An 18981-nucleotide genomic window follows, 5' to 3' on the forward strand; every position below is an offset into this window, starting at 1 on the left:
CTCCACGCTCAAGGAGTTCAGATGAAGGCGGAGGAGCGCTGGCAGGCCAGGTTCCGCGCGCCGCGCGCGACGTTGCCCGTGTGGGCCGGCCAGGCTCCCAGCCGGTCCGTCTACCGCAGCAACGCCTCGGGGGCGTGGGAGGTCTACGCCTGGGACCGTGCGGGCGGCTCCACCCGCCCTGCGACCTCCCGGCCCAAGGGCACCTCATACGGCGCGATCGATCCCACCGGGCAGTGGATCTGGTGGTTCGACGACACCGACGGCGACGAGTGGGGCCGGTGGATGCGCCAGCCCTTCTACGGCGGCCCCGACCAGCCGATCGACCTCGACCCCGGCTTCCCCGCCGGGCTCGGACTCGCCGCGACGGGCGAGGCGGTCATCGGCATGGCCAGGCCGGGTCAGGGCTTCACCATCCATCTCGTGCAGCCGGGCGAACCCGCACGGACGATCTACGAGCACGCCGAGGCGGCCGCCGTCTCCGCGGTCTCCCCGGACGGCTCGCTGATCGCGATCAGTCACAGCGAGCACGGCGACGCCCGGCACCCCGGGCTGCGCGTGCTCCGGCGCAACGGAGCGGTCGTCGGCGACCTGCACGACGGCCCCGGCAAGGGGCTCATCGGCCTGCGCTTCGCCCCGGTGTCCGGAGACCGCCGCCTGCTCACCCTGCACGAGCGCAGGGGCCGCCGCGAGCCCCTCGTCTGGGACCCCCAGACCGGCGAGCAGCGGGAGATCTGGCTGCGCGACCCGGGCGAGATCACCGCCGACTGGTACGACGACGGCCGCTCGCTGCTCGTCGTACGAGGCAACCGGGGCCGCACCTACCTGACCCGCTACGACCTTCCCGGCGGCGGCTTCTTCCCGATCGAGACCCAGCACGGCGTGATCGACGCCGCCGCGCCCCGCCCCGACGGCTCCGTCGAGTACTCCTGGTCCAGCGGCGCCCACCCGCCGTTGATCCGATCGACCAGCGGCCACGTGGTCATGAACCACGGCGGCCCCACCTCACCCCCGTCGGTCCCGGTCGAGGACGTGGACGTGGAAGGACCCGGCGGCCGCATCCACTCCCTGGTCTCGCGTCCCGAGCGCGGCTCCGGCCCCTTCCCCACGGTCTTCATGCTGCACGGAGGGCCCACCGCGCAGGACGACGACTCCTTCGTGCCCCAGGTGGCCGCCTGGGTGGATCACGGCTTCGCGGTCGTGCGGGTCAACTACCGGGGGTCCACCGGCTACGGTTCCGCCTGGCGCAACGCCCTCCACGGCGACGTCGGGCACATCGAGCTGGCCGACGTGGCCGCCGTCAGGGACGCCCTGGTCGACCGCGGCGTCTGCGATCCCGACCGGCTGGTGCTGTCCGGCGCCTCCTGGGGCGGCTACCTCACGCTGCTCGGCCTGGGCACCCAGCCCAAGATGTGGGCGGCGGGCATCGCCACGGTGCCGATCGCCGACCACATCGCCGCCTACAAGGAGGAGACGGAGGCGCTGCGCTCCTACCACCGTGCGCTGATCGGCGGCTCACCCGAGGAACAGCGCGAGCGGTACGTGAACAGCTCACCGATCACCTACGTCGACCAGGTCGAGGCGCCGGTCCTCATCCTCGCCGGGGAGAACGACCCGCGCTGCCCGATCGGGCAGATCGAGGCGTACGTGGCCCGGCTCGCCGAGCGCGACCACGAGCACAGGGTGTACCGCTACGACGCGGGCCACGGCTCCCTGGTCGTCTCCGAGCGCATCGCGCAGATGTCGGCACAGCTGGAGTTCGCCAGAAAACACGTGAAGACCAATATTTAACGCACATCCCCTATCGGAGGGCGACGGTTTCCCCTCGGAAGAGGTGACGGCCCTCCCCTGAAGGGGGATGGCCACCCGTGGAGTGACGACGGTTTCCCCGTGAAGACGGTTTCCCCGTGAAAAGGTGACGGCCTTCCCCTTGAAGGGGTGATGGCCTCCCATGAGGTGACGACGGCCCTGCCCGGCCGGTGAGAGGGCCGGTGGACGGGCTCCGACCGGTCGGCGGTCCCCGTCAGCGGGCCCGCAGGACCACGATCGCCATGTCGTCGGCGCTCGGCTCGGGGGCGAAGTCCTGGACCGCGCGGCGGATCCGCTCGGCGACCGCCCGCGCCGACAACCCCACGCACTCGGCCAGCAGCTTGGCGAGCCCCGCGTCGTCGTCGAGCAGTCGCCCGTCCCTGCGGCGCTCGGTCACCCCGTCGGTCACCGCGAGAAGCACGTCACCGGGGTCGAGGTGGACGAGCTCCGCCTTGAAGGTCGCCTCGGGGAAGACCCCGAGCAGCGACTGGGAGGTCACCACGGCCTCCACGACACCGTTGGGCCGCAACCGCAGCGCCTCCGGGTGCCCCGCGGAGACCATCGCCACGTCCAGGCCGCTCGGCACGGGCGTGATCTCCCCGTGCAGCAGCGTCAGGAAGCGGGCACGATCACCCTCGTCCAGGATCGCCTGGTTGAGGCGTTCGAGAACGGCCGCCACCCCGTACCCCTCCCGCGCGAGCAGGCGCAGGGTGTGGCGGGCCAGACCGGTCACCGCGGCGGCCTCGGGGCCGGTCCCGCAGACGTCGCCCACCGCGAACCGCCAGGAGCTGTCACCGGCCGCGAAAAGATCGTAGAAGTCGCCGCCGACCTCGTTGGTCTCCCCCGCGGGCTCGTAGACCACGGCGGGGTCGAGACCGGGGATCTCGCCCGGCTCGTCGGGAGGGAGCAGGCTGCGCTGCAGTGCCCGGTTCGCCGCCGCCTGGGTGGCGTACAGCAGGGCGTTGTCGAGGGCGAGCGCGGCGCGGCGGCCGATGTCCTCGGCGTACTGGAACACGTCCTCGGCGAACCGGTCGGGCCGACCCAGGCACATCGCGCCCAGCGTGCGCCCGCGCGCCAGGAGCGGGATGACCAGCACCTGCGAGTCGGCGAGCTGCATGGAACCGCCGCCCTGCGGGATCTGGACGTCGGCGAGCTCCTCCCTGAGCTCGTCGATGCGCCGCTCGTCGGTGTGCCAGAGGTAGGCTGGACGCTGCGGACCGCCGCCGTTGCTCCACGTATAGACGGCACACCAGGTGGCGAGCCGCGGCACCACGATCTGCGAGATGATCGCGGGCACCATGTCGGGGTCGAGAGTGCCTGCCAGCAGGTCGCTCGCGTCGGCGAGAAAACCCATCCATATCGGTCCACGACTGGGCTCTTCCGTGGCCCACTCCGAGGACGGACGCCCGGAGGAGCCGGCCAGCCGGATCTTGGCCCAGTGCGTGCGTTGCTGACCGGCGAAGGTGACACCCCACTCCTCCACCGGCACGGACGGTGCGCCGGGGCTCTCGGCGGGAGCCTGCCTCTGGCGCACCTCGATCCGCAGGCCATCACCCAGATGGCTCCAGACGATCTCGAAGGGAACGTCCGTGACCTGCGACGACAGGTCGGCGGCCAGCCGTTCGGCGACCGCCAGAACGGACGCGGCGGCCCAGGCGGTCATCACCTCGATGGTGAACCGCCTGGCGGCAGGGACGGCCGTGTCTCCTGGGGCGAAGGTCGCCGCCAGAACGGCGCGGGGAGCACTGGTCACTGTTCCGTGACTACCACACTTCCCGTTGACATGGGGTGAATCGAAGGTGGGACTACACATTGCGCACCGTGACAGACTGGGGTGACTCACGGCCGCGCCCCCGGGAGTCAGGGAGGTCATATGACCACGGTCAATACCGTGTCCGACGTCGAGGAGCGACGTTACAGCGAATCGGATCTACGACCGATCCTTCAGACGCTCATCACCTGGCGCGACGGTGACTTCCGCCGCCGGGTGCCACACGCACCTCCCGGGATCCTCAGCGAGATCCGCCTGCTGCTCAACGAGGTCGCCGACCGCCGCGAGCACCTCGCGAACGAGCTGCACCGGGTCCGCCGCGAGGTGGTCAAGGAGGGCCGCTTCGGCGAGCGCCTCACCCCCGGCCCCGGCGTGGGCTCGTGGGCCGAGAGCGTCGACTCGGTCAACACGCTGATCGACGCGCTCGTGGGCCCGGTCAGCGGGGCCGCCGACGTGATCGACGCGGTGGCGAAGGGCGACCTCTCCCGCCGGATCGATCTCGACCGCGGCGCCCGGGGCGAGGTGCGCCGCCTCGGCAAGGCGATCAACGGCATGGTCGACCAGTTGTCGCTGTTCACGTCCGAGGTGACGCGGGTGGCGAGGGAGGTCGGGACCGAGGGACGCCTGGGCGGCCGGGCGAACGTGCGCGGCATGTCGGGAAGCTGGCGCGACCTCACCGAGGCCGTCAACACCATGTCCAGCCGCGTCTCCGCGCAGGTCCGCGACATCGCCGCGGTGACCACCGGGGTCGCTCGGGGCGACCTGAGCCGCAAGGTCACCGTCGACGCGGTCGGCGAGATGTTCGAGCTGAAGAACACCGTCAACACCATGGTCGACCAGCTCCTCGCGTTCGCCGAGGAGGTCACCCGGGTCGCCCGCGAGGTCGGCACCGAGGGTCAGCTGGGCGGTCAGGCGCAGGTGCGCGGCGTCTCCGGCGTCTGGAAGGACCTCACCGACAACGTCAACGTGATGGCGGGCAACCTCACCACCCAGGTCCGCGCCATCGCGGCGGTGTCCACCGCCGTCGCCCAGGGCGACCTGTCCAAGAAGATCACCGCCGACGCCCAGGGTGAGATCCTACAGCTCAAGGACACCCTGAACACCATGGTGGACCAGCTGTCGATGTTCGCCGACGAGGTCACCCGCGTCGCCCGCGAGGTCGGCACCGAAGGACAACTCGGCGGCCAGGCCCGGGTACGCGGCGTCTCCGGCGTCTGGAAGGACCTCACCGACAACGTCAACTCCATGGCGAACAACCTGACCTACCAGGTCCGCAACATCGCCGAGGTCACCACCGCCGTCGCCAACGGAGATCTGACCCGCAAGATCGACGTGAACGCCCAGGGCGAGATCCTCGCGCTGAAGACCACGATCAACACCATGGTCGACCAGCTGTCGTCGTTCGCCTCCGAGGTGAGCCGGGTCGCCCGCGAGGTCGGCTCGGAGGGTCAGCTGGGCGGTCAGGCGCAGGTGCCCGGTGTCTCCGGCACCTGGAAGGACCTCACCGACAACGTCAACGTGATGGCGAACAACCTCACCACCCAGGTCCGTCAGATCGCCGCGGTGTCCACCGCCGTCGCCCAGGGCAACCTGTCCAAGAAGATCACCGCCGACGCCCAGGGTGAGATCCTACAGCTCAAGGACACCCTGAACACCATGGTGGACCAGCTGTCGATGTTCGCCGACGAGGTCACCCGCGTCGCCCGCGAGGTCGGCACCGAAGGACAACTCGGCGGCCAGGCCCGGGTACGCGGCGTCTCCGGCGTCTGGAAGGACCTCACCGACAACGTCAACTCCATGGCGAACAACCTGACCTACCAGGTCCGCAACATCGCCGAGGTCACCACCGCCGTCGCGTCGGGCAACCTGAACCGCAAGATCGACGTGAACGCCCAGGGCGAGATCCTCGCGCTGAAGACCACGATCAACACCATGGTCGACCAGCTGTCGTCGTTCGCCTCCGAGGTGAGCCGCGTCGCCCGCGAGGTCGGCTCGGAGGGCAAGCTGGGCGGCCAGGCCCGTGTCGAGGGCGCCGAGGGCATCTGGAAGCGCCTCACCGAGAACGTCAACGAGCTCGCCGGCCGCCTCACCACCCAGGTGCGCGCCATCGCCGAGGTCACCACCGCCGTCGCGACCGGCGACCTGACCCGCTCCATCACCGTCGACGCCGAGGGCGAGATCGGCGAGCTGAAGGACAACATCAACATGATGGTGGCGGTGCTGCGCGACACCACCACCGCCAACCAGGAGCAGGACTGGCTGAAGTCCAACCTGGCGAGGATCTCCCGCCTCATGCAGGGCCACAGCGACCTGATGGAGGTCGCCAAGCTCATCATGAGCGAGCTCACCCCACTGGTGTCGGCACACTACGGCGCCTTCTACCTCGCGGAACCCACCGGCGACCGCGACCTGCTCCTCATCGCCGGGTACGGCGCCCGCCCCGGCAGCGGCCCCAGGCAGCGGTTCGCGACCGGCGAGGGCATCGTGGGCCAGGCCGCGCTGGAGGGCAGGGGGATCATCCTCGGCAACGTGCCCGCCCGCTACCTCACCGTCGACACCGGCCTCAGCACCTCCACGCCCGCACAGATCGTCGTGCTGCCCGTCCTGTTCGAGTCACAGGTGCTCGGTGTCCTGGAGCTCGCCTCGTTCAGCGAGTTCAGCGAGGTCCACCACGACTTCCTGAACCAGCTCGTCGAGACCATCGGCGTCACGATGAACACGATCATCGCGAACTCCAGGACCGAGGACCTGCTGACCGAGTCGCAGCGCCTCACCACCGAGTTGCAGGAGCGTTCCGACGAGCTCCAGCGCCAGCAGGAGGAGCTGCGCCGCTCCAACGCCGAACTGGAGGACAAGGCCGCGCTGCTCGCCAAGCAGAACCGGGCGATCGAGATCCAGAACTTCCAGATCGAGCAGGCCCGCCGCACGCTGGAGGAGCGCGCCGAGCAGCTCGCGGTCTCCTCCCGCTACAAGTCGGAGTTCCTCGCCAACATGTCCCACGAGCTGCGCACCCCGCTGAACAGCCTGCTCGTGCTCGCCAAGTTGCTCACCGAGAACGCCGACGGCAACCTCACCGCCCAGCAGGTGGAGTTCGCCAGGACCATCCACGGCGCCGGTTCCGCCCTGCTGCAGCTGATCAACGACATTCTCGACCTGTCGAAGGTCGAGGCCGGCCGGATGGACATCCACCCCCAGCAGATCTCCCTGCCCAAGCTCGTCGACTACTTCGAGGCCACCTTCGCACCGCTCGCCCAGGACAAGGGTCTGTCGTTCAACGTCGAGATCGACCCGTCGATCCCGCAGGAGCTCCGCACCGACGAGCAGCGTCTCCAGCAGGTGCTGCGCAACCTGCTCTCCAACGCGATCAAGTTCACCCCCAAGGGAGAGGTGCGGCTGCGCGTGATCCACGCCAGGCGCGCCGTCGCCTTCGTGGACGACACCCTGCGCGGCGCCGACGGCATCCTCGCCTTCGAGGTGGTCGACACCGGCATCGGGATCGCCTCCGACAAGCTGGAGGTCATCTTCGAGGCGTTCCGCCAGGCCGACGGGACCACCAGCCGCAAGTACGGGGGGACGGGCCTTGGCCTGTCCATCTGCCGCGAGATCGCCCGCCTGCTCGGCGGCGAGATCCACGTGGTCAGCGAGGTCGGCGAGGGCAGCACCTTCACCCTCTACCTGCCCCCGTCGTACGGCGGCCCGCTGTCCGCGCGCGACGGCGGGGCGAGCACTCCCTCCTCCCCCCGCAACCCCACGCTCATCGGCGTGCTCGAAGAGCCCGGCGACCTGCCGGAGCTGACGCTCAACGACGACATGCCCCTGCCGCAGTTCCCGCAGGGCGAGGGCAAGCCGTGGAAGGGCGACGATCCGCTCACCGGGGCGAAGATCCTGATCGTGGACGACGACATCCGCAACGTGTTCGCGCTGACCAGCGTGCTCGAACGCTACGGCTCCACGGTGATCTACGCGGAGAACGGTCGCGAGGGCATCGAGCAGCTCGAACGCAACGAGGACGTCGCCCTCGTCCTGATGGACATCATGATGCCGGAGATGGACGGCTGGGCCACCACCTCCGCGATCCGCCGGATGCCCCAGTTCGCGGATCTGCCGATCATCGCGCTGACCGCTAAGGTCATGCGAGGCGACCGGGAGAAAAGCATCGCCTCCGGCGCCTCCGACTATGTGCCCAAGCCCGTGGACGTCGACCGCCTGCTGGAAAGGCTGCGCGGCTGGCTCACCCGGGGCAAGCCGGCCGCCGACTCCGACGAAGGCGTGTGATCGATGCCGGACAAAGCCAAGATCCTCCTGGTGGACGACCGGGAGGAGAACCTCATCGCGCTTGAGGCCATTCTCAGCTCGCTCGATCTGATCCCTGTCCGGGCGAAGTCCGGGGAGGAGGCGCTGAAGGCGCTGCTCGGCACGGAGTTCGCCCTGATCCTGCTCGACGTCCGTATGCCGGGCATGGACGGATTCGAGACGGCGGCCCACATCAAACGCCGCGAACGAACCCGCAACATCCCGATCATCTTCCTGACCGTGGTCGACAGCGCGCCCGACTACGCCTTCCGCAGTTACGCGGCGGGCGCCGTCGACTACCTCACCAAGCCCTTCGACCCCTGGGTGCTCCGGGCCAAGGTCGCGGTGTTCGTGGAGCTCTACAACATGAACCGCAGGCTCGCCGAGCAGGCCACCATGCTCCGCGAACGCCTCGCCACGGAGTTGCCGCCCGGTGAGGCGTCCGACCAGGCGGCCGTGCTGCCCGAGCTGTCCAGGCGCCTGGCCGCCGTCGAGGAGGAGCTCGGCCGGGTCGTGGAGCTGACCCGTAAAAGCGGCGACCCCGGTCTCGCGGGGCCGTTGACCGACCTGTCCAACCGTCTCGACCACCTGCGCGCGGGCTTCGACGCCCTTACCTGACGGGCGCCTTCGCAGGTCACTCCGGGTGCCCCGCAGTCAGACGGGCGTCTTCACGGTCACCTGACGGGTGCCCCGCAGTCACCCGGCGGGCCTCTCCGTCGCTCACCCGAGGGACGTCTCCGCGCCTCCCTGAGGGATCTCCGCGTCACTTGGGGGATCTCCGCGGCGCGATCCCTTCGCGCCGCGGTTCCTTCCGAGCCGACCGTGCGCCTCTCGTGCGCCTCTCAGCGGCGGGCGCGCTCCAGGGCGTCCCAGAAGCCGCGGCGCAGGGCGTGGCGGACCTCGTCGTGCAGGAGGAAGTCGATCGGCAGTGAGGAGCCCTGGAGCAGGCGTGCCTCCAGGTCAGAGGGCATCCGGGGCTTGCGGGCGAGGACCGCCTCCAGCCACAGGGCGGGCGCGTCCTTGGCCACGGACTCGCCGAAGTCGTGGCCTTCCTTGTGTGCGGCCTGCACCGCGTCGGAGAGGGTCGTCGCGGCACCGGTTCCCGTGCTCTGCGTCGGCACCGGAGCCGGTTGGGGGCCGCTGTAGGTGCCCATCTGCTGCGGCGGGGACTGATAGCTCGGCATGCCGCCGGTGTTGCCCAGCGAGTACTGCGGCGCGACGGGCAGCGGACCGGTCTGGGTGCTGACGGCCGCGTGCGAGGGCGGGGAGGCGGGCGGGGGTGGCGGTGGCGGCGGTGTGGCGGGAGCGGCCGGGACGACCGGTGACTCCTGGGTGTAGCTCTGATAGGCGGAGGGCAGCGCGGGCTGGGCGTGAGCCGCGCGGGACGGCTGGACCGCGGGGATGGGACTGGTGGCCGGGGCGGTGGTGTTCGCGCCGATGCCCCCGGTGTTTCCGCCGGCGCCCCCGGTGCCGCGCGAGGAGACGGACTGGCCGTTGGCGGCGCGCTGGTGGCCGTTGGCCACCAGGGCGGGTGTGTCGCCGCTCAGCAGGCTGACGTGGGGGCGCAGCTGACCGGCGCCGATCTCGATCAGGTCGTCGCACTCCTGACGCAGCGTACGGGAGACGGCCCAGTTGCCGTCGGCGCTGATGTGCACCACGGTGACCCGGATACCGAGGTCCTGGGCGTCGCAGATGACCTGCGCCAGGTCCTCGTCACCGCTGACCACGACCGCGTCGCAGACCGCGCCGTTGCGGGCCAACGTCATCAGGTCGCGGTGGACCTGGGCGTCGACACCCTCGCGACGACCGGGGCGGATGCGCGACAGGCGAAGCTTGAGGCCGGGGATCTCGGCCAGCGTGTCGTGCTCCGGGGTGCGGCGGCCCTCCACGGTCGCCTCGTACCAGTAGCAGCGCAACAACGGCAGCCCGGTGCGCTCTCTCGACAACTTGTTGAGCAGCTGGAGCAGCCCCGGGTAGTCCCAGGAGACGGACTCGCGGTGGCGGGTACCGTGCGCCGCCATCGCGCCGTCGGCCAGCAGGTAGCCGGCGTCCACGAACAGCGCGCAACGATCCACACGACACCGCCCTTCCTACGTAGCCCGATCCTTCGGTTCAGACAAGCCTGAAAGAACCCCTCAGAGACCGGACAGACGGCCCTTCCTCAGGGTAATCAAGCAGCTGACCATCCGAGGGTGAATCCCGACGATTCCACCCGCGCTCGACCATACGCTGGATCGTTCACGCAGACCGTACCAGTTTGTCCCGTTCGTGAACCCGCTCGGCGAGGTGCTATCACTTCCGGTTCTCCCCCATTGCGCCCCGGCCTCCCCGCCCTCCACACCAGCCCCTCACCGCACAACGAACCCACAGGCGCGGCGTGCCCCTTTTGTCAGGGATACGACTCTCCTTCCGTCAGCGATGCACCTCGTCAGGGATACGACCGGCCCCTCCTTTCACCGCACCGCCGACGACTCACCTTCCACCGCGTCGCCGACCACCGAGGGCCGTCACGGGGCGGTCCGCACGCTCACCGCCGCCACGCCGAACAGCAGAACGTCCTCGCGCGTACTGATCTCCAGTACCGGGTCACGGCCGAGGGGCGCCCGGAAGCGGTCCACGTCCGTGCCGAAGGTCGTGCCGGTGCCCCGCGCCCCGACGGCGGACCCGTCGAAGGGATTGCGCGGGTCCCGCTCCCCACCCGCGGGCCGCAGGGTCCGGCCGCCGAGCCTCACCCGATCGCCCGCGACGCCCGCGTCACCCTCCCAGGTCACCAGGGACATCCTCGCGGGCACGCCGGAGGGCGTCAGCCCTTCGAGCGGTATCCGCGCCGAGCGATTCTCCCCGTCCAGCACCTCGGTGGTGTCGACGACGACGGCCTGACTGTACGGCCGGCGCGGGTCGGCGACGATGACCACCAGGCTCCACCCGGCGTGACGCGCCACACCTGACCGCACCGAGGCGTCGGCCACCCAGTACGTCCCGCGAACCCTGCCCAGCAAACGCGTCACCTCGGCGAACGCCTGGTAACCGCGCCCCGCGGGCAGCTCCCTCTCGACCACCTGCGTGGCCCTGACCTGCCGGTACCGGCCCTCACCCGGCACCTTGAGCTTGATCTGCCCACCTGGTGGCGCACTCGCCGACCAGTAGAGTCCCGCCCACACCACCTTGCTCGCCGCCGGCAGGGCGAGCCGGGCGGCGCTCGAACTGCTCGTCGACGGATCCTCGTCATGATCGATGAGACGCATCTCCCAGTTGTTGTTGTCGCGTCTGCCGCCCCGCCGGGAGCGGGCGGCCTCGCACGCGGGCTCCGAGGGCGCGCAGCCCACCAGGGTGTTGCCGATCGCGGAGACGGCGACCCGGCCGTCGGTGGCGAACCTGGCCGGGGCCCCCGTCGCCCGTACCCTGCTGCGTGACCTCGCCTCCACCCGCGTCCCCGCGGTGGTGACCGTGACCGAGGGCGACGTCCCGTAGGCCGCCTCATCCGACACCAGAACCCTGAGGAAGACCGCTGTGGCCCGGCCCGCGGGAAGTGGGCCGCGGACGCACCGGGCGCCCCGGTTTCGTGCCCGGCAGGACCAGCCGTCGACCGTACCCACCGGTGTGACGCCGCCGACGGCGTTCCCTCGGCGGGACCCGGACGGCAGCGTCACACCTCGCGGCAGCCCGACGTCGGCGACGACCTCCTCGCTCTGCCCCCGGCCGGCGTTACGCAGCCGCACCACGACGATTCCGGCCTCGGACCTGACGAGGGCGCCGAGCGCGTCGATCCTGGCCACCAGGCGGGGAGCGAGCCAGGCACCCGTCTGACCGCCCGGCCCCGCTCCGGCCGGCGCGCCCCCCTCGGACTCACCGGCCCTGTCCCCGGGGCCCGTCTCACCGGACTCGCCGTCGGGGGGCGCGCCGGCAACGGATCCGGGCGCCGCTCCGGTCTCCTCGGAGCCGCGGCCGGATTTCGCCGACCGTCCCGACGGAGACGGTACGGGGCCTTCGGAGGTCTCCGGCACCTCCGGGTCCGGGGAGTCGGGCACCGGGGCCACGACGATCGGCTCGGAGGCCGTGCTCGGCCATCGGACGGGCTCCTCCGTCGACACCAGCACGAGGGCCGCGGCCACCATGACCGAGGTGGCCATCGCACCGGCCGCGACGGCGCGCCGTACGGATCGGGGAGCCCTCCGCCAGCGGCCGGACAGCCCGCCGCCCCCCGCCGTGGCGCCCATCCTGGCGAGCGCCGTCAGGTAGGCGGGGAACGCGGGACCGGCGACGAGCGGGCCGATGACGGAGCGGACGCCGTGGCCGATGCCGGTCAGTTCCGTGAGCACCGCGCGGCAGCCGGAGCAGCCCTCCAGGTGCCTTTCGACGACCCTGCTCTGTTCCCTGTCCAGGCCGCCACGCGTGTGGGGGCCCAGCCTGGTCAGCACGGGCCGGCACTCGGGGGCGGACGTCTCGGCCAGGTGGATGCGCAGGCACGCCTGGCGCATCCCCTCCCTCGCCCGGTGGGCGAGCGCGGCCGCGCCGTTCACGGTCAGACCCAGCAAAAGCCCGACGTCCTCGACCCTGAGCCTCTCGACCTCGGCGTGCCACAGGACGAACTGCCACCGCTCGGGCAGGGAGAGGAACGCCCTCGCCACCGGCGAGCGTTCCAGGCCCCGCAGTGACGGGTCGACGAGAAACGCGCGCGGATCGAAGGGTCCTGCCTCGCCGTCCGCCCGCTCGTCGGTCTCCCCGTCCGCCTCGCCGCCAATCTCACCGGTGGGCCGCTCACCGGTCTCCCCGCCCGGCTCGTCGGTGGGCCGCTCAGCGGTCTCTCCGTTCGCTTCTTCCCCGGTTGCGGGGAGTGTCCGCTCGACGGTCTCCTCTTCCGCCCCGCCCTCGATCTCACCGGTCGCCCGCTCGACAGCTTCCTCATCGGACTCATCCGCGACCTCACCGGTCGCCCGCTCTACGGCCCCCTCGTCGGCCCCGTCCTCGCCGTCGGCCCGCTTGAGGACTTCCCGTGACGGCCGTTCCGGTACGGCCGGTGTGCCTCCGTCCGTACCGGAGCGGTCGTCGGCGGTACGGCGGAGGACGGTGAACAGATGGACGCGAAACGCCTGTTCCGGGCCGTGTCCCTGGGCGATCACGTGGTGGACCTCGGCGAACGCCTTCCCTACGAGGTCCTCGGCCTCGCTCTCACCCGGCAGGAGCAGGCGGGCGAGGGCACGCGTCGCGGGGGCGTGTCGCCGATGGAGCAGCCGGTAGGCGGCCACGTCGCCGTTCCTGGTGGCAGCCAGCAGCTCGGCGTCGCCTTGAGATGTTTCCGCACCCATTGTGACCTCACCATTACCCGGAGTTGCCTGCCGGATAATCCCGCAGTCCGCGCCGCGAGTAAACCCGGATCGCACTTTTGCCATCACGGGCCGAAATCGACGTTACGGCCGGCCTGCTCGTAGGCGGGGCCCCGATCGGGCGGGCTCCCCGGTCGCCCTAACCTTGTGCCATGAGCGATCGCGAGAGTCTGCTGGCGGAGATCAAGGGCAAGGCCGTGGTGCACGGCAAGGTCGTGCTGTCCTCGGGCATGGAGGCCGACTTCTACGTGGACATGCGCAGGGTGACTCTCGACGGGCAGGCGGCGCCGCTGGTGGGGCGGGTCATGCTGGACATCACCAAGGATCTGGACTACGAGGCGGTAGGCGGTCTCACGCTGGGCGCCGATCCGGTGGCGGCCGCCATGATGCACGCGGCGGCCGCGCGAGGCGGAAGGCTCGACACGTTCGTGGTCCGCAAGGCGCAGAAGACCCACGGCATGCAGCGCAGGGTCGAGGGGCCGGATGTGTCGGGGCGTCGGGTGCTGGTGGTGGAGGACACCTCCACCACCGGTGGATCCCCGCTGACGGCGGTGGAGGCGTTGCGCGAGGCGGGCGCCGAAGTCGTGGCGGTCGCCACGATCGTGGACCGGGGAGCCTCCTCGGCGATCGCCGAGGCCGGACTGCCGTACCTGACCGCCTACACCCTGGCCGACCTCGGCCTGGCTTAGCGGGAAACGGGTTGACCTCCTCCCCGGCCTGAAGGGCCGGGGATTCTCCCGTCGCGTCGCGGTCAAGCGGCGCGGGGGGTAGCCCTCCGGTCCGCGCGCCCTCGCGATCGATCCGGGGCGCCGGGTCGGGTACGACTCGCCGCCTGTGACGATGCGGGAGGCGGGGCTAGCGGGAGACCGTGAACTCCTGGCGCTCCCCCGCCTTCCCCGGGGAGCGGACGGCACCGTTCACCTGGACGCGGACGGCGGCGGAGTCGGCGAGGACGACATCGACCTTGGGGTCGAAGGACCGGAACTGCTCCCCGAGGGCCATCTCCCTGTCGAGGAGCACGTCACCTCCGCTGATCTTCACGAAGACCGTGGGGCACCGCTCCCGCAGGCACTCGACGAGGACCGTCGGGACGCGCTCGGGGGTGGCGGATGGGGGTGGGGAGGCGACGGCGGACGAGACGGCGTCCGAGGGGGCGGGCGACGCCGTCGGCGCGCCGGAGCCCAGGCTTCCGGCCAGCGAGAGGACTCCCAGCACGATCAGGGCGACGACCGCCAGCACCGCGAGTCCGACGAGGACCAGGCGCGCGATGCCCATGGGGTCAGACCTGTGGCGTCCCACACTGTGGAGGTTAGCGGTTCGTGAGGATATTTCACGAACCACCTGGTCGGATCCGTCAGAGAGGGCGTATTTCCGCACCTCGTCCGGGTCGTGCCACGGCCGCTGAGTCCCCGCGGGGAAAGGGGCCGAGAAGCGCCGCGCCGGGGATTGCCTGGTGGGGAGGGGGCGAGGGGTGCCGCGGGTCCCGGTCCTCCGGCAGGAAGGGGGCCGGGGATACCGTTGGGGAGACGGTCGGAGACACCTCGGTACGCACCGAAGTGGTACCCGAGCTATCCGACCGGGAAGAAACTCCGGAATACTGGCCTGCGGGCTATGTCTTCATAGCCGCGCCAGCTGTTCATAGCCGTCTCCAGGGAGATGACACGATGCCTATCGCTACTCCAGAGGTCTACGCCGAGATGCTCGACCGGGCTAAAGCAGGCGGTTTCGCCTACCCGGCCATCAACGTGACCTCATCACAGACCCTCAACGCGGCGCTCAGGGGGTTCGCCGAGGCGGAGAGCGACGGCATCATCCAGGTGTCGACCGGCGGCGCCGACTTCCTCTCCGGCACCACGGTCAAGAACATGGTGACCGGCTCGGTGGCGCTGGCGGAGTACGCCCGCGTCGTCGCGGCCAACTACCCCGTCACGATCGCCCTGCACACCGACCACTGCCCCAAGGACAAGCTGGACGGTTTCGTGCGCCCGCTGCTCGACATCTCCCTTGAGCGGGTGGCGAGAGGCGAGGACCCCCTCTTCCAGTCGCACATGTGGGACGGCTCCGCCGTGCCGCTGGAGGAGAACCTGGACATCGCGCGGGAGCTCATCGAGAAGACGGCCCGCGCGAAGATCGTCCTTGAGGTGGAGATCGGTGTCGTCGGCGGCGAGGAGGACGGCGTCGTCGGCGAGATGAACGAGAAGCTCTACACCACCACCGAGGACGCCCTCGCGACCGCCGAGGCCCTGGGCCTGGGCGACCGTGGCCGCTACATGCTCGCCGCGACCTTCGGCAACGTGCACGGGGTCTACAAGCCGGGCCACGTCAAGCTCCGCCCGAGCGTGCTCAAGGAGATCCAGGACGCGGTCGGCGCCAAGTACGGCGCGGAGAAGCCGTTCGACCTGGTCTTCCACGGTGGCTCCGGCTCGCTGCTCGAGGAGATCCACGAGGCCATCTCCTACGGCGTGGTGAAGATGAACATCGACACCGACACGCAGTACGCCTTCACGCGTCCGATCGTCGACCACATGTTCAAGAACTACGACGGCGTTCTCAAGGTCGACGGCGACGTCGGCAACAAGAAGGCGTACGACCCCCGCTCGTACGGCAAGGCCGCCGAGGCCTCGATGGCGGCGCGCATCGTCGAGGCCGCCCAGCACCTGAAGTCCGCGGGTACCAAGCTCTCCTAAGCCCAGAAAAGGGTCACAGCAGAGACAACGAGGTCGGCTTCCGGAAAGACTCCGGGGGCCGATCTTGGCCTGAGGTGGGTCCACCGGGTAGGACTGTCGTCATGGAATCGCACGAGAACCTCCTCGCCGGCCCGCCGCCCACCCTGCTACCGGACCTGACGGAGGCCAGGGAAGCACTGGAGACCAGCGCCCAAGCATCCGATGTCGCCGCGCGTTTCCCCGCGTACCCGGCCGTCTGGGCCGTGCTCGCGGACGAGTCCTTCGCGGCGGGGCACGCCGTGACGTCGTACGCCTTCGCCCGCACCGGTTACCACCGCGGCCTGGACCAGCTCCGCAGGGCGGGCTGGAAGGGGCACGGCCCGATCCCGTGGGGGCACCTTCCCAACCAGGGGTTCCTGCGTTGCCTGCACGCGCTCGCCCGCGCCGCCCAGAGCATCGGGGAGAAGGAGGAGGCCGAGCGGTGCTTCCAGTTCCTGAAGGATTCGAGCGCCGAGGCGTCCGAGGAGCTGACCAGCCGCTGATCTGCGGGTATTCAGCCGCCGGTTCCGCCCCTGATCTGTCCCGCTGAGCCGCGGGTCAGCTTCCGATTCGTCCCTGGGATCTCCCGCCGAACCCTCTTTCCCAAGGTGGGAGATCCCCATTTCGGGCGCGGTCGGGTATTCTCTCCACGCAAGAGCCCCTGTCGCGATTGCGTCAGGGGTTTTCGTTTTTGTGGTGGGAGACTCACGATGCCGGCTGTCGTTCTCGTTGGTGCCCAGTGGGGCGATGAGGGCAAGGGTAAGGCGACCGACCTGCTTGGAGACCAGGTCGACTACGTCGTCAGATACCAGGGAGGCAACAACGCGGGCCACACGGTCGTCATCGGCGACCAGAAGTACGCGCTGCACCTGCTTCCCACGGGAGTGCTCTCCCCGAACGTCGTCCCCGTGATCGGCAACGGCGTCGTCATCGACCCGGGGGTGCTGCTGAGCGAGATCGACGGGCTCCAGGCCCGGGGGGTCTCCGCGGAGCGGCTGCTGATCTCCGCGAACGCGCACCTGATCATGCCCCACCACAAGGCCCTGGACAAGGTCACCGAACGCTACCTCGGCAAGGCCAAGATCGGCACGACCGGGCGGGGCATCGGCCCCGCGTACGGCGACAAGATCTACCGGATGGGCGTGCGGGTCCAGGACCTGCTGGACCCGGGCATCCTGCAGAAGAAGATCGAGGTCGCGCTGGGCGAGAAGAACCAGATCCTCACCAAGATCTACAACCGCCGGGCGATCGACGCGGGCAAGGTCCTGGATGAGTATCTCGGCTACGCCGAGCGCCTCACACCGCACATCGCCGACACCTCGCTCATCCTCAACAGGGCGCTGGACGAGAACAAGGTCGTGCTGCTCGAGGGCGGGCAGGGCAACCTGCTCGACATCGACCACGGCACCTACCCCTTCGTCACCTCCTCCTCCCCGACGAGCGGCGGCGCCTGCTCGGGTTCCGGCATCCCGCCGACCCGGCTCACCGGCGTGATCGGCATCCTGAAGGCGTACACCACCCGCGTCGGCGCCGGCCCGTTCCCGACCGAGCTCGACAACGAGATGGGCGAGTGGCTGCGCACCACCGGCGGCGAGTACGGGGTGACCACCGGCCGCAACCGCCGCTGCGGCTGGTTCGACGCCGTCATCGCCCGCTACTCGACCCGGATCAACGGCGTCACCGACTACTTCCTCACCAAGCTGGACGTGCTCTCCGGCCTGGACACGATCCCCGTCTGCGTCGCCTACGAGATCGACGGCGTCCGCCACGACGAGATCCCGATGACCCAGACCGACTTCCACCACGCCAAGCCGGTGTACGAGGAGTTCCCCGGCTGGAAGGAGGACATCACCGGTGCGAGGAGCTTCGAGGATCTGCCCCCCAACGCGCGGGCGTACGTGAAGGCCCTTGAGGAGATGAGCGGCTCCAGGATCTCGGCCGTCGGGGTCGGCCCCGGCCGTACGGAAACGCTCCAGATCCACTCGATGATCTAGTTCGGACCGGTACGGCTCGCGAACGGCGTCGCCGAGACGCGAGCCGTACCGGACGATCGGCGCGCGAGGTGGATAAGGTCCCTGTGTGCATGCCGAGATTCACGGTCACCGCGGCGCCCGCGGGCTCCGTCCAGAGAACACCCTGCCCGGTTTCGCCCACGCCCTCGAACTGGGTGTCGACGCGCTTGAGCTCGACGTCGCGCTCACGGCCGACCGGCGGCTGGTGCTCACGCACGATCTCACCGTCTCCCCGGTGACCAGCGCCGACGTCCGTCCCGCCTTCCGCGACGACCCCGCCTTCCCGTACGTGGGCCGGTCCATCGGAGCGCTCACGCTGGCGCAGCTGCGCACGCTGGAGTGCGGGATACGGGTGCCGCGCCACCCCGAGGACCGTTTCGCCGCGACGCAGGTGCCGGTGCCGAACACCCGGATGCCGACCCTGGGTTCGGTGCTGGGCCTGATGGACGCGTACGGCGCCGACGGGGTGCGGGTGCACGTGGAGCTGAAGTCCGACCCGACCAGGCCGGAGCTGAGCGCCGACCCCGCCGAGTTCACCGAAATGGTCGTCGCCGAGCTCGACCGGCACCGCAGGCTGGACAGGGCGGCGATCCTCGGTTTCGACTGGCGCGTCCTGCGGATCGCCCGATCGCTCACCCCCGCGACCCCGAGGTACGCCCTGATCGAGCGCGCCACCATGGACAGCGTGTGGCTCGACGGCCTCCATCTGGAGGACTTCGGCGGCGACGTCCCCGCCGCCGCCGTCGAGGCGGGGGGCACCACGCTCTCCCCCGAGCACGTGATGGTCGACCAGGAGTTCGCCCGGCGCGCCGAGAAGGCCGACCTGCCGATGGCCGTGTGGACCGTGAACGAGCCCGGACGGGCCGGGGAGCTGCTCGACCTCGGGGTGGCCGCGATCGTCACCGACTATCCCGACCGGATGATCGCCCTGTGGACCGAGCGGGGCATGCCCGTTCCCCGGCCGATCACCCCCGCGCGCCCTCTGAGCGCCTGAGAGCCGGTGGGAGAGATCGGGTCATATCCGGGCGTCGCGCCGGAAACCATGGTGGAGCGGGGCCGACTGGAGCGCC

Annotated in this window: 12 protein-coding genes; 8 read left to right on the forward strand and 4 right to left on the reverse strand. The window is 70.4% G+C overall.

Annotation, left to right across the window (positions count from 1 at the left end; genetic code table 11):
• Positions 1–21 precede the first annotated feature (21 nt).
• Positions 22–1788: a prolyl oligopeptidase family serine peptidase gene (locus ABZ664_RS32325; protein ID WP_362518321.1), complete on the forward strand. Its 1767-nt coding sequence runs from the start codon at positions 22–24 to the stop codon at positions 1786–1788.
• Between the two features lie 232 nt (positions 1789–2020).
• Here the strand turns inward: ABZ664_RS32325 and ABZ664_RS32330 are convergent, their stop codons facing one another.
• Entirely contained in the window at positions 2021–3559 is a 1539-nt protein-coding gene (locus ABZ664_RS32330) for a PP2C family protein-serine/threonine phosphatase (RefSeq protein WP_362518324.1), read from the reverse strand.
• A gap of 120 nt (positions 3560–3679) precedes the next feature.
• Here ABZ664_RS32330 and ABZ664_RS32335 point away from each other — a divergent pair, with 120 nt between their 5' ends.
• Both ABZ664_RS32335 and ABZ664_RS32340 read left to right on the forward strand, forming a co-directional pair.
• Entirely contained in the window at positions 3680–7852 is a 4173-nt protein-coding gene (locus ABZ664_RS32335; protein WP_362518327.1) for a HAMP domain-containing protein, read from the forward strand.
• Between the two features lie 3 nt (positions 7853–7855).
• A complete protein-coding gene (locus ABZ664_RS32340) occupies positions 7856–8488 on the forward strand; it encodes a response regulator (protein ID WP_362518330.1) in 633 nt (210 codons plus the stop codon).
• 224 nt (positions 8489–8712) lie between these two features.
• Here the strand turns inward: ABZ664_RS32340 and ABZ664_RS32345 are convergent, their stop codons facing one another.
• Complete coding sequence (locus ABZ664_RS32345) at positions 8713–9945, reverse strand: NYN domain-containing protein (RefSeq protein ID WP_362518333.1); 1233 nt, start codon at positions 9943–9945, stop codon at positions 8713–8715.
• Between the two features lie 432 nt (positions 9946–10377).
• Positions 10378–13176 (reverse strand): zf-HC2 domain-containing protein, encoded by a 2799-nt coding sequence (locus ABZ664_RS32350; protein WP_362518336.1) that lies wholly within the window; start codon positions 13174–13176, stop codon positions 10378–10380.
• 170 nt (positions 13177–13346) lie between these two features.
• Here ABZ664_RS32350 and pyrE point away from each other — a divergent pair, with 170 nt between their 5' ends.
• Positions 13347–13883, forward strand: a complete 537-nt coding sequence (gene pyrE, locus ABZ664_RS32355) for an orotate phosphoribosyltransferase (RefSeq protein WP_362518339.1) — start codon at positions 13347–13349, stop codon at positions 13881–13883.
• 166 nt (positions 13884–14049) lie between these two features.
• Here the strand turns inward: pyrE and ABZ664_RS32360 are convergent, their stop codons facing one another.
• Positions 14050–14469, reverse strand: coding sequence for a hypothetical protein (locus tag ABZ664_RS32360; RefSeq protein WP_362518342.1), 420 nt, complete (start codon positions 14467–14469; stop codon positions 14050–14052).
• 389 nt (positions 14470–14858) lie between these two features.
• On the opposite strand from ABZ664_RS32360, the gene fbaA reads away from it, so the two are divergent.
• The 4 genes from fbaA to ABZ664_RS32380 all read left to right on the forward strand — a co-directional run bounded on the left by fbaA (position 14859) and on the right by ABZ664_RS32380 (position 18905).
• Complete coding sequence (gene fbaA / locus ABZ664_RS32365) at positions 14859–15881, forward strand: class II fructose-bisphosphate aldolase (protein WP_362518344.1); 1023 nt, start codon at positions 14859–14861, stop codon at positions 15879–15881.
• A 101-nt stretch (positions 15882–15982) separates the two neighbouring features.
• Positions 15983–16402, forward strand: coding sequence for a DUF3151 domain-containing protein (locus tag ABZ664_RS32370; protein WP_362518347.1), 420 nt, complete (start codon positions 15983–15985; stop codon positions 16400–16402).
• 207 nt (positions 16403–16609) lie between these two features.
• The gene (locus ABZ664_RS32375; protein ID WP_362518350.1) at positions 16610–17893 is read left to right on the forward strand and encodes an adenylosuccinate synthase; all 1284 of its coding nucleotides are present in this window, start codon (positions 16610–16612) and stop codon (positions 17891–17893) included.
• A gap of 85 nt (positions 17894–17978) precedes the next feature.
• The gene (locus ABZ664_RS32380) at positions 17979–18905 is read left to right on the forward strand and encodes a glycerophosphodiester phosphodiesterase family protein (RefSeq protein WP_362518353.1); all 927 of its coding nucleotides are present in this window, start codon (positions 17979–17981) and stop codon (positions 18903–18905) included.
• Positions 18906–18981 lie beyond the last annotated feature (76 nt).

It is taken from the genome of Streptosporangium sp. NPDC006930, from assembly GCF_040635605.1.
In the GTDB taxonomy this organism is placed as follows: Bacteria; Actinomycetota; Actinomycetes; order Streptosporangiales; family Streptosporangiaceae; genus Streptosporangium.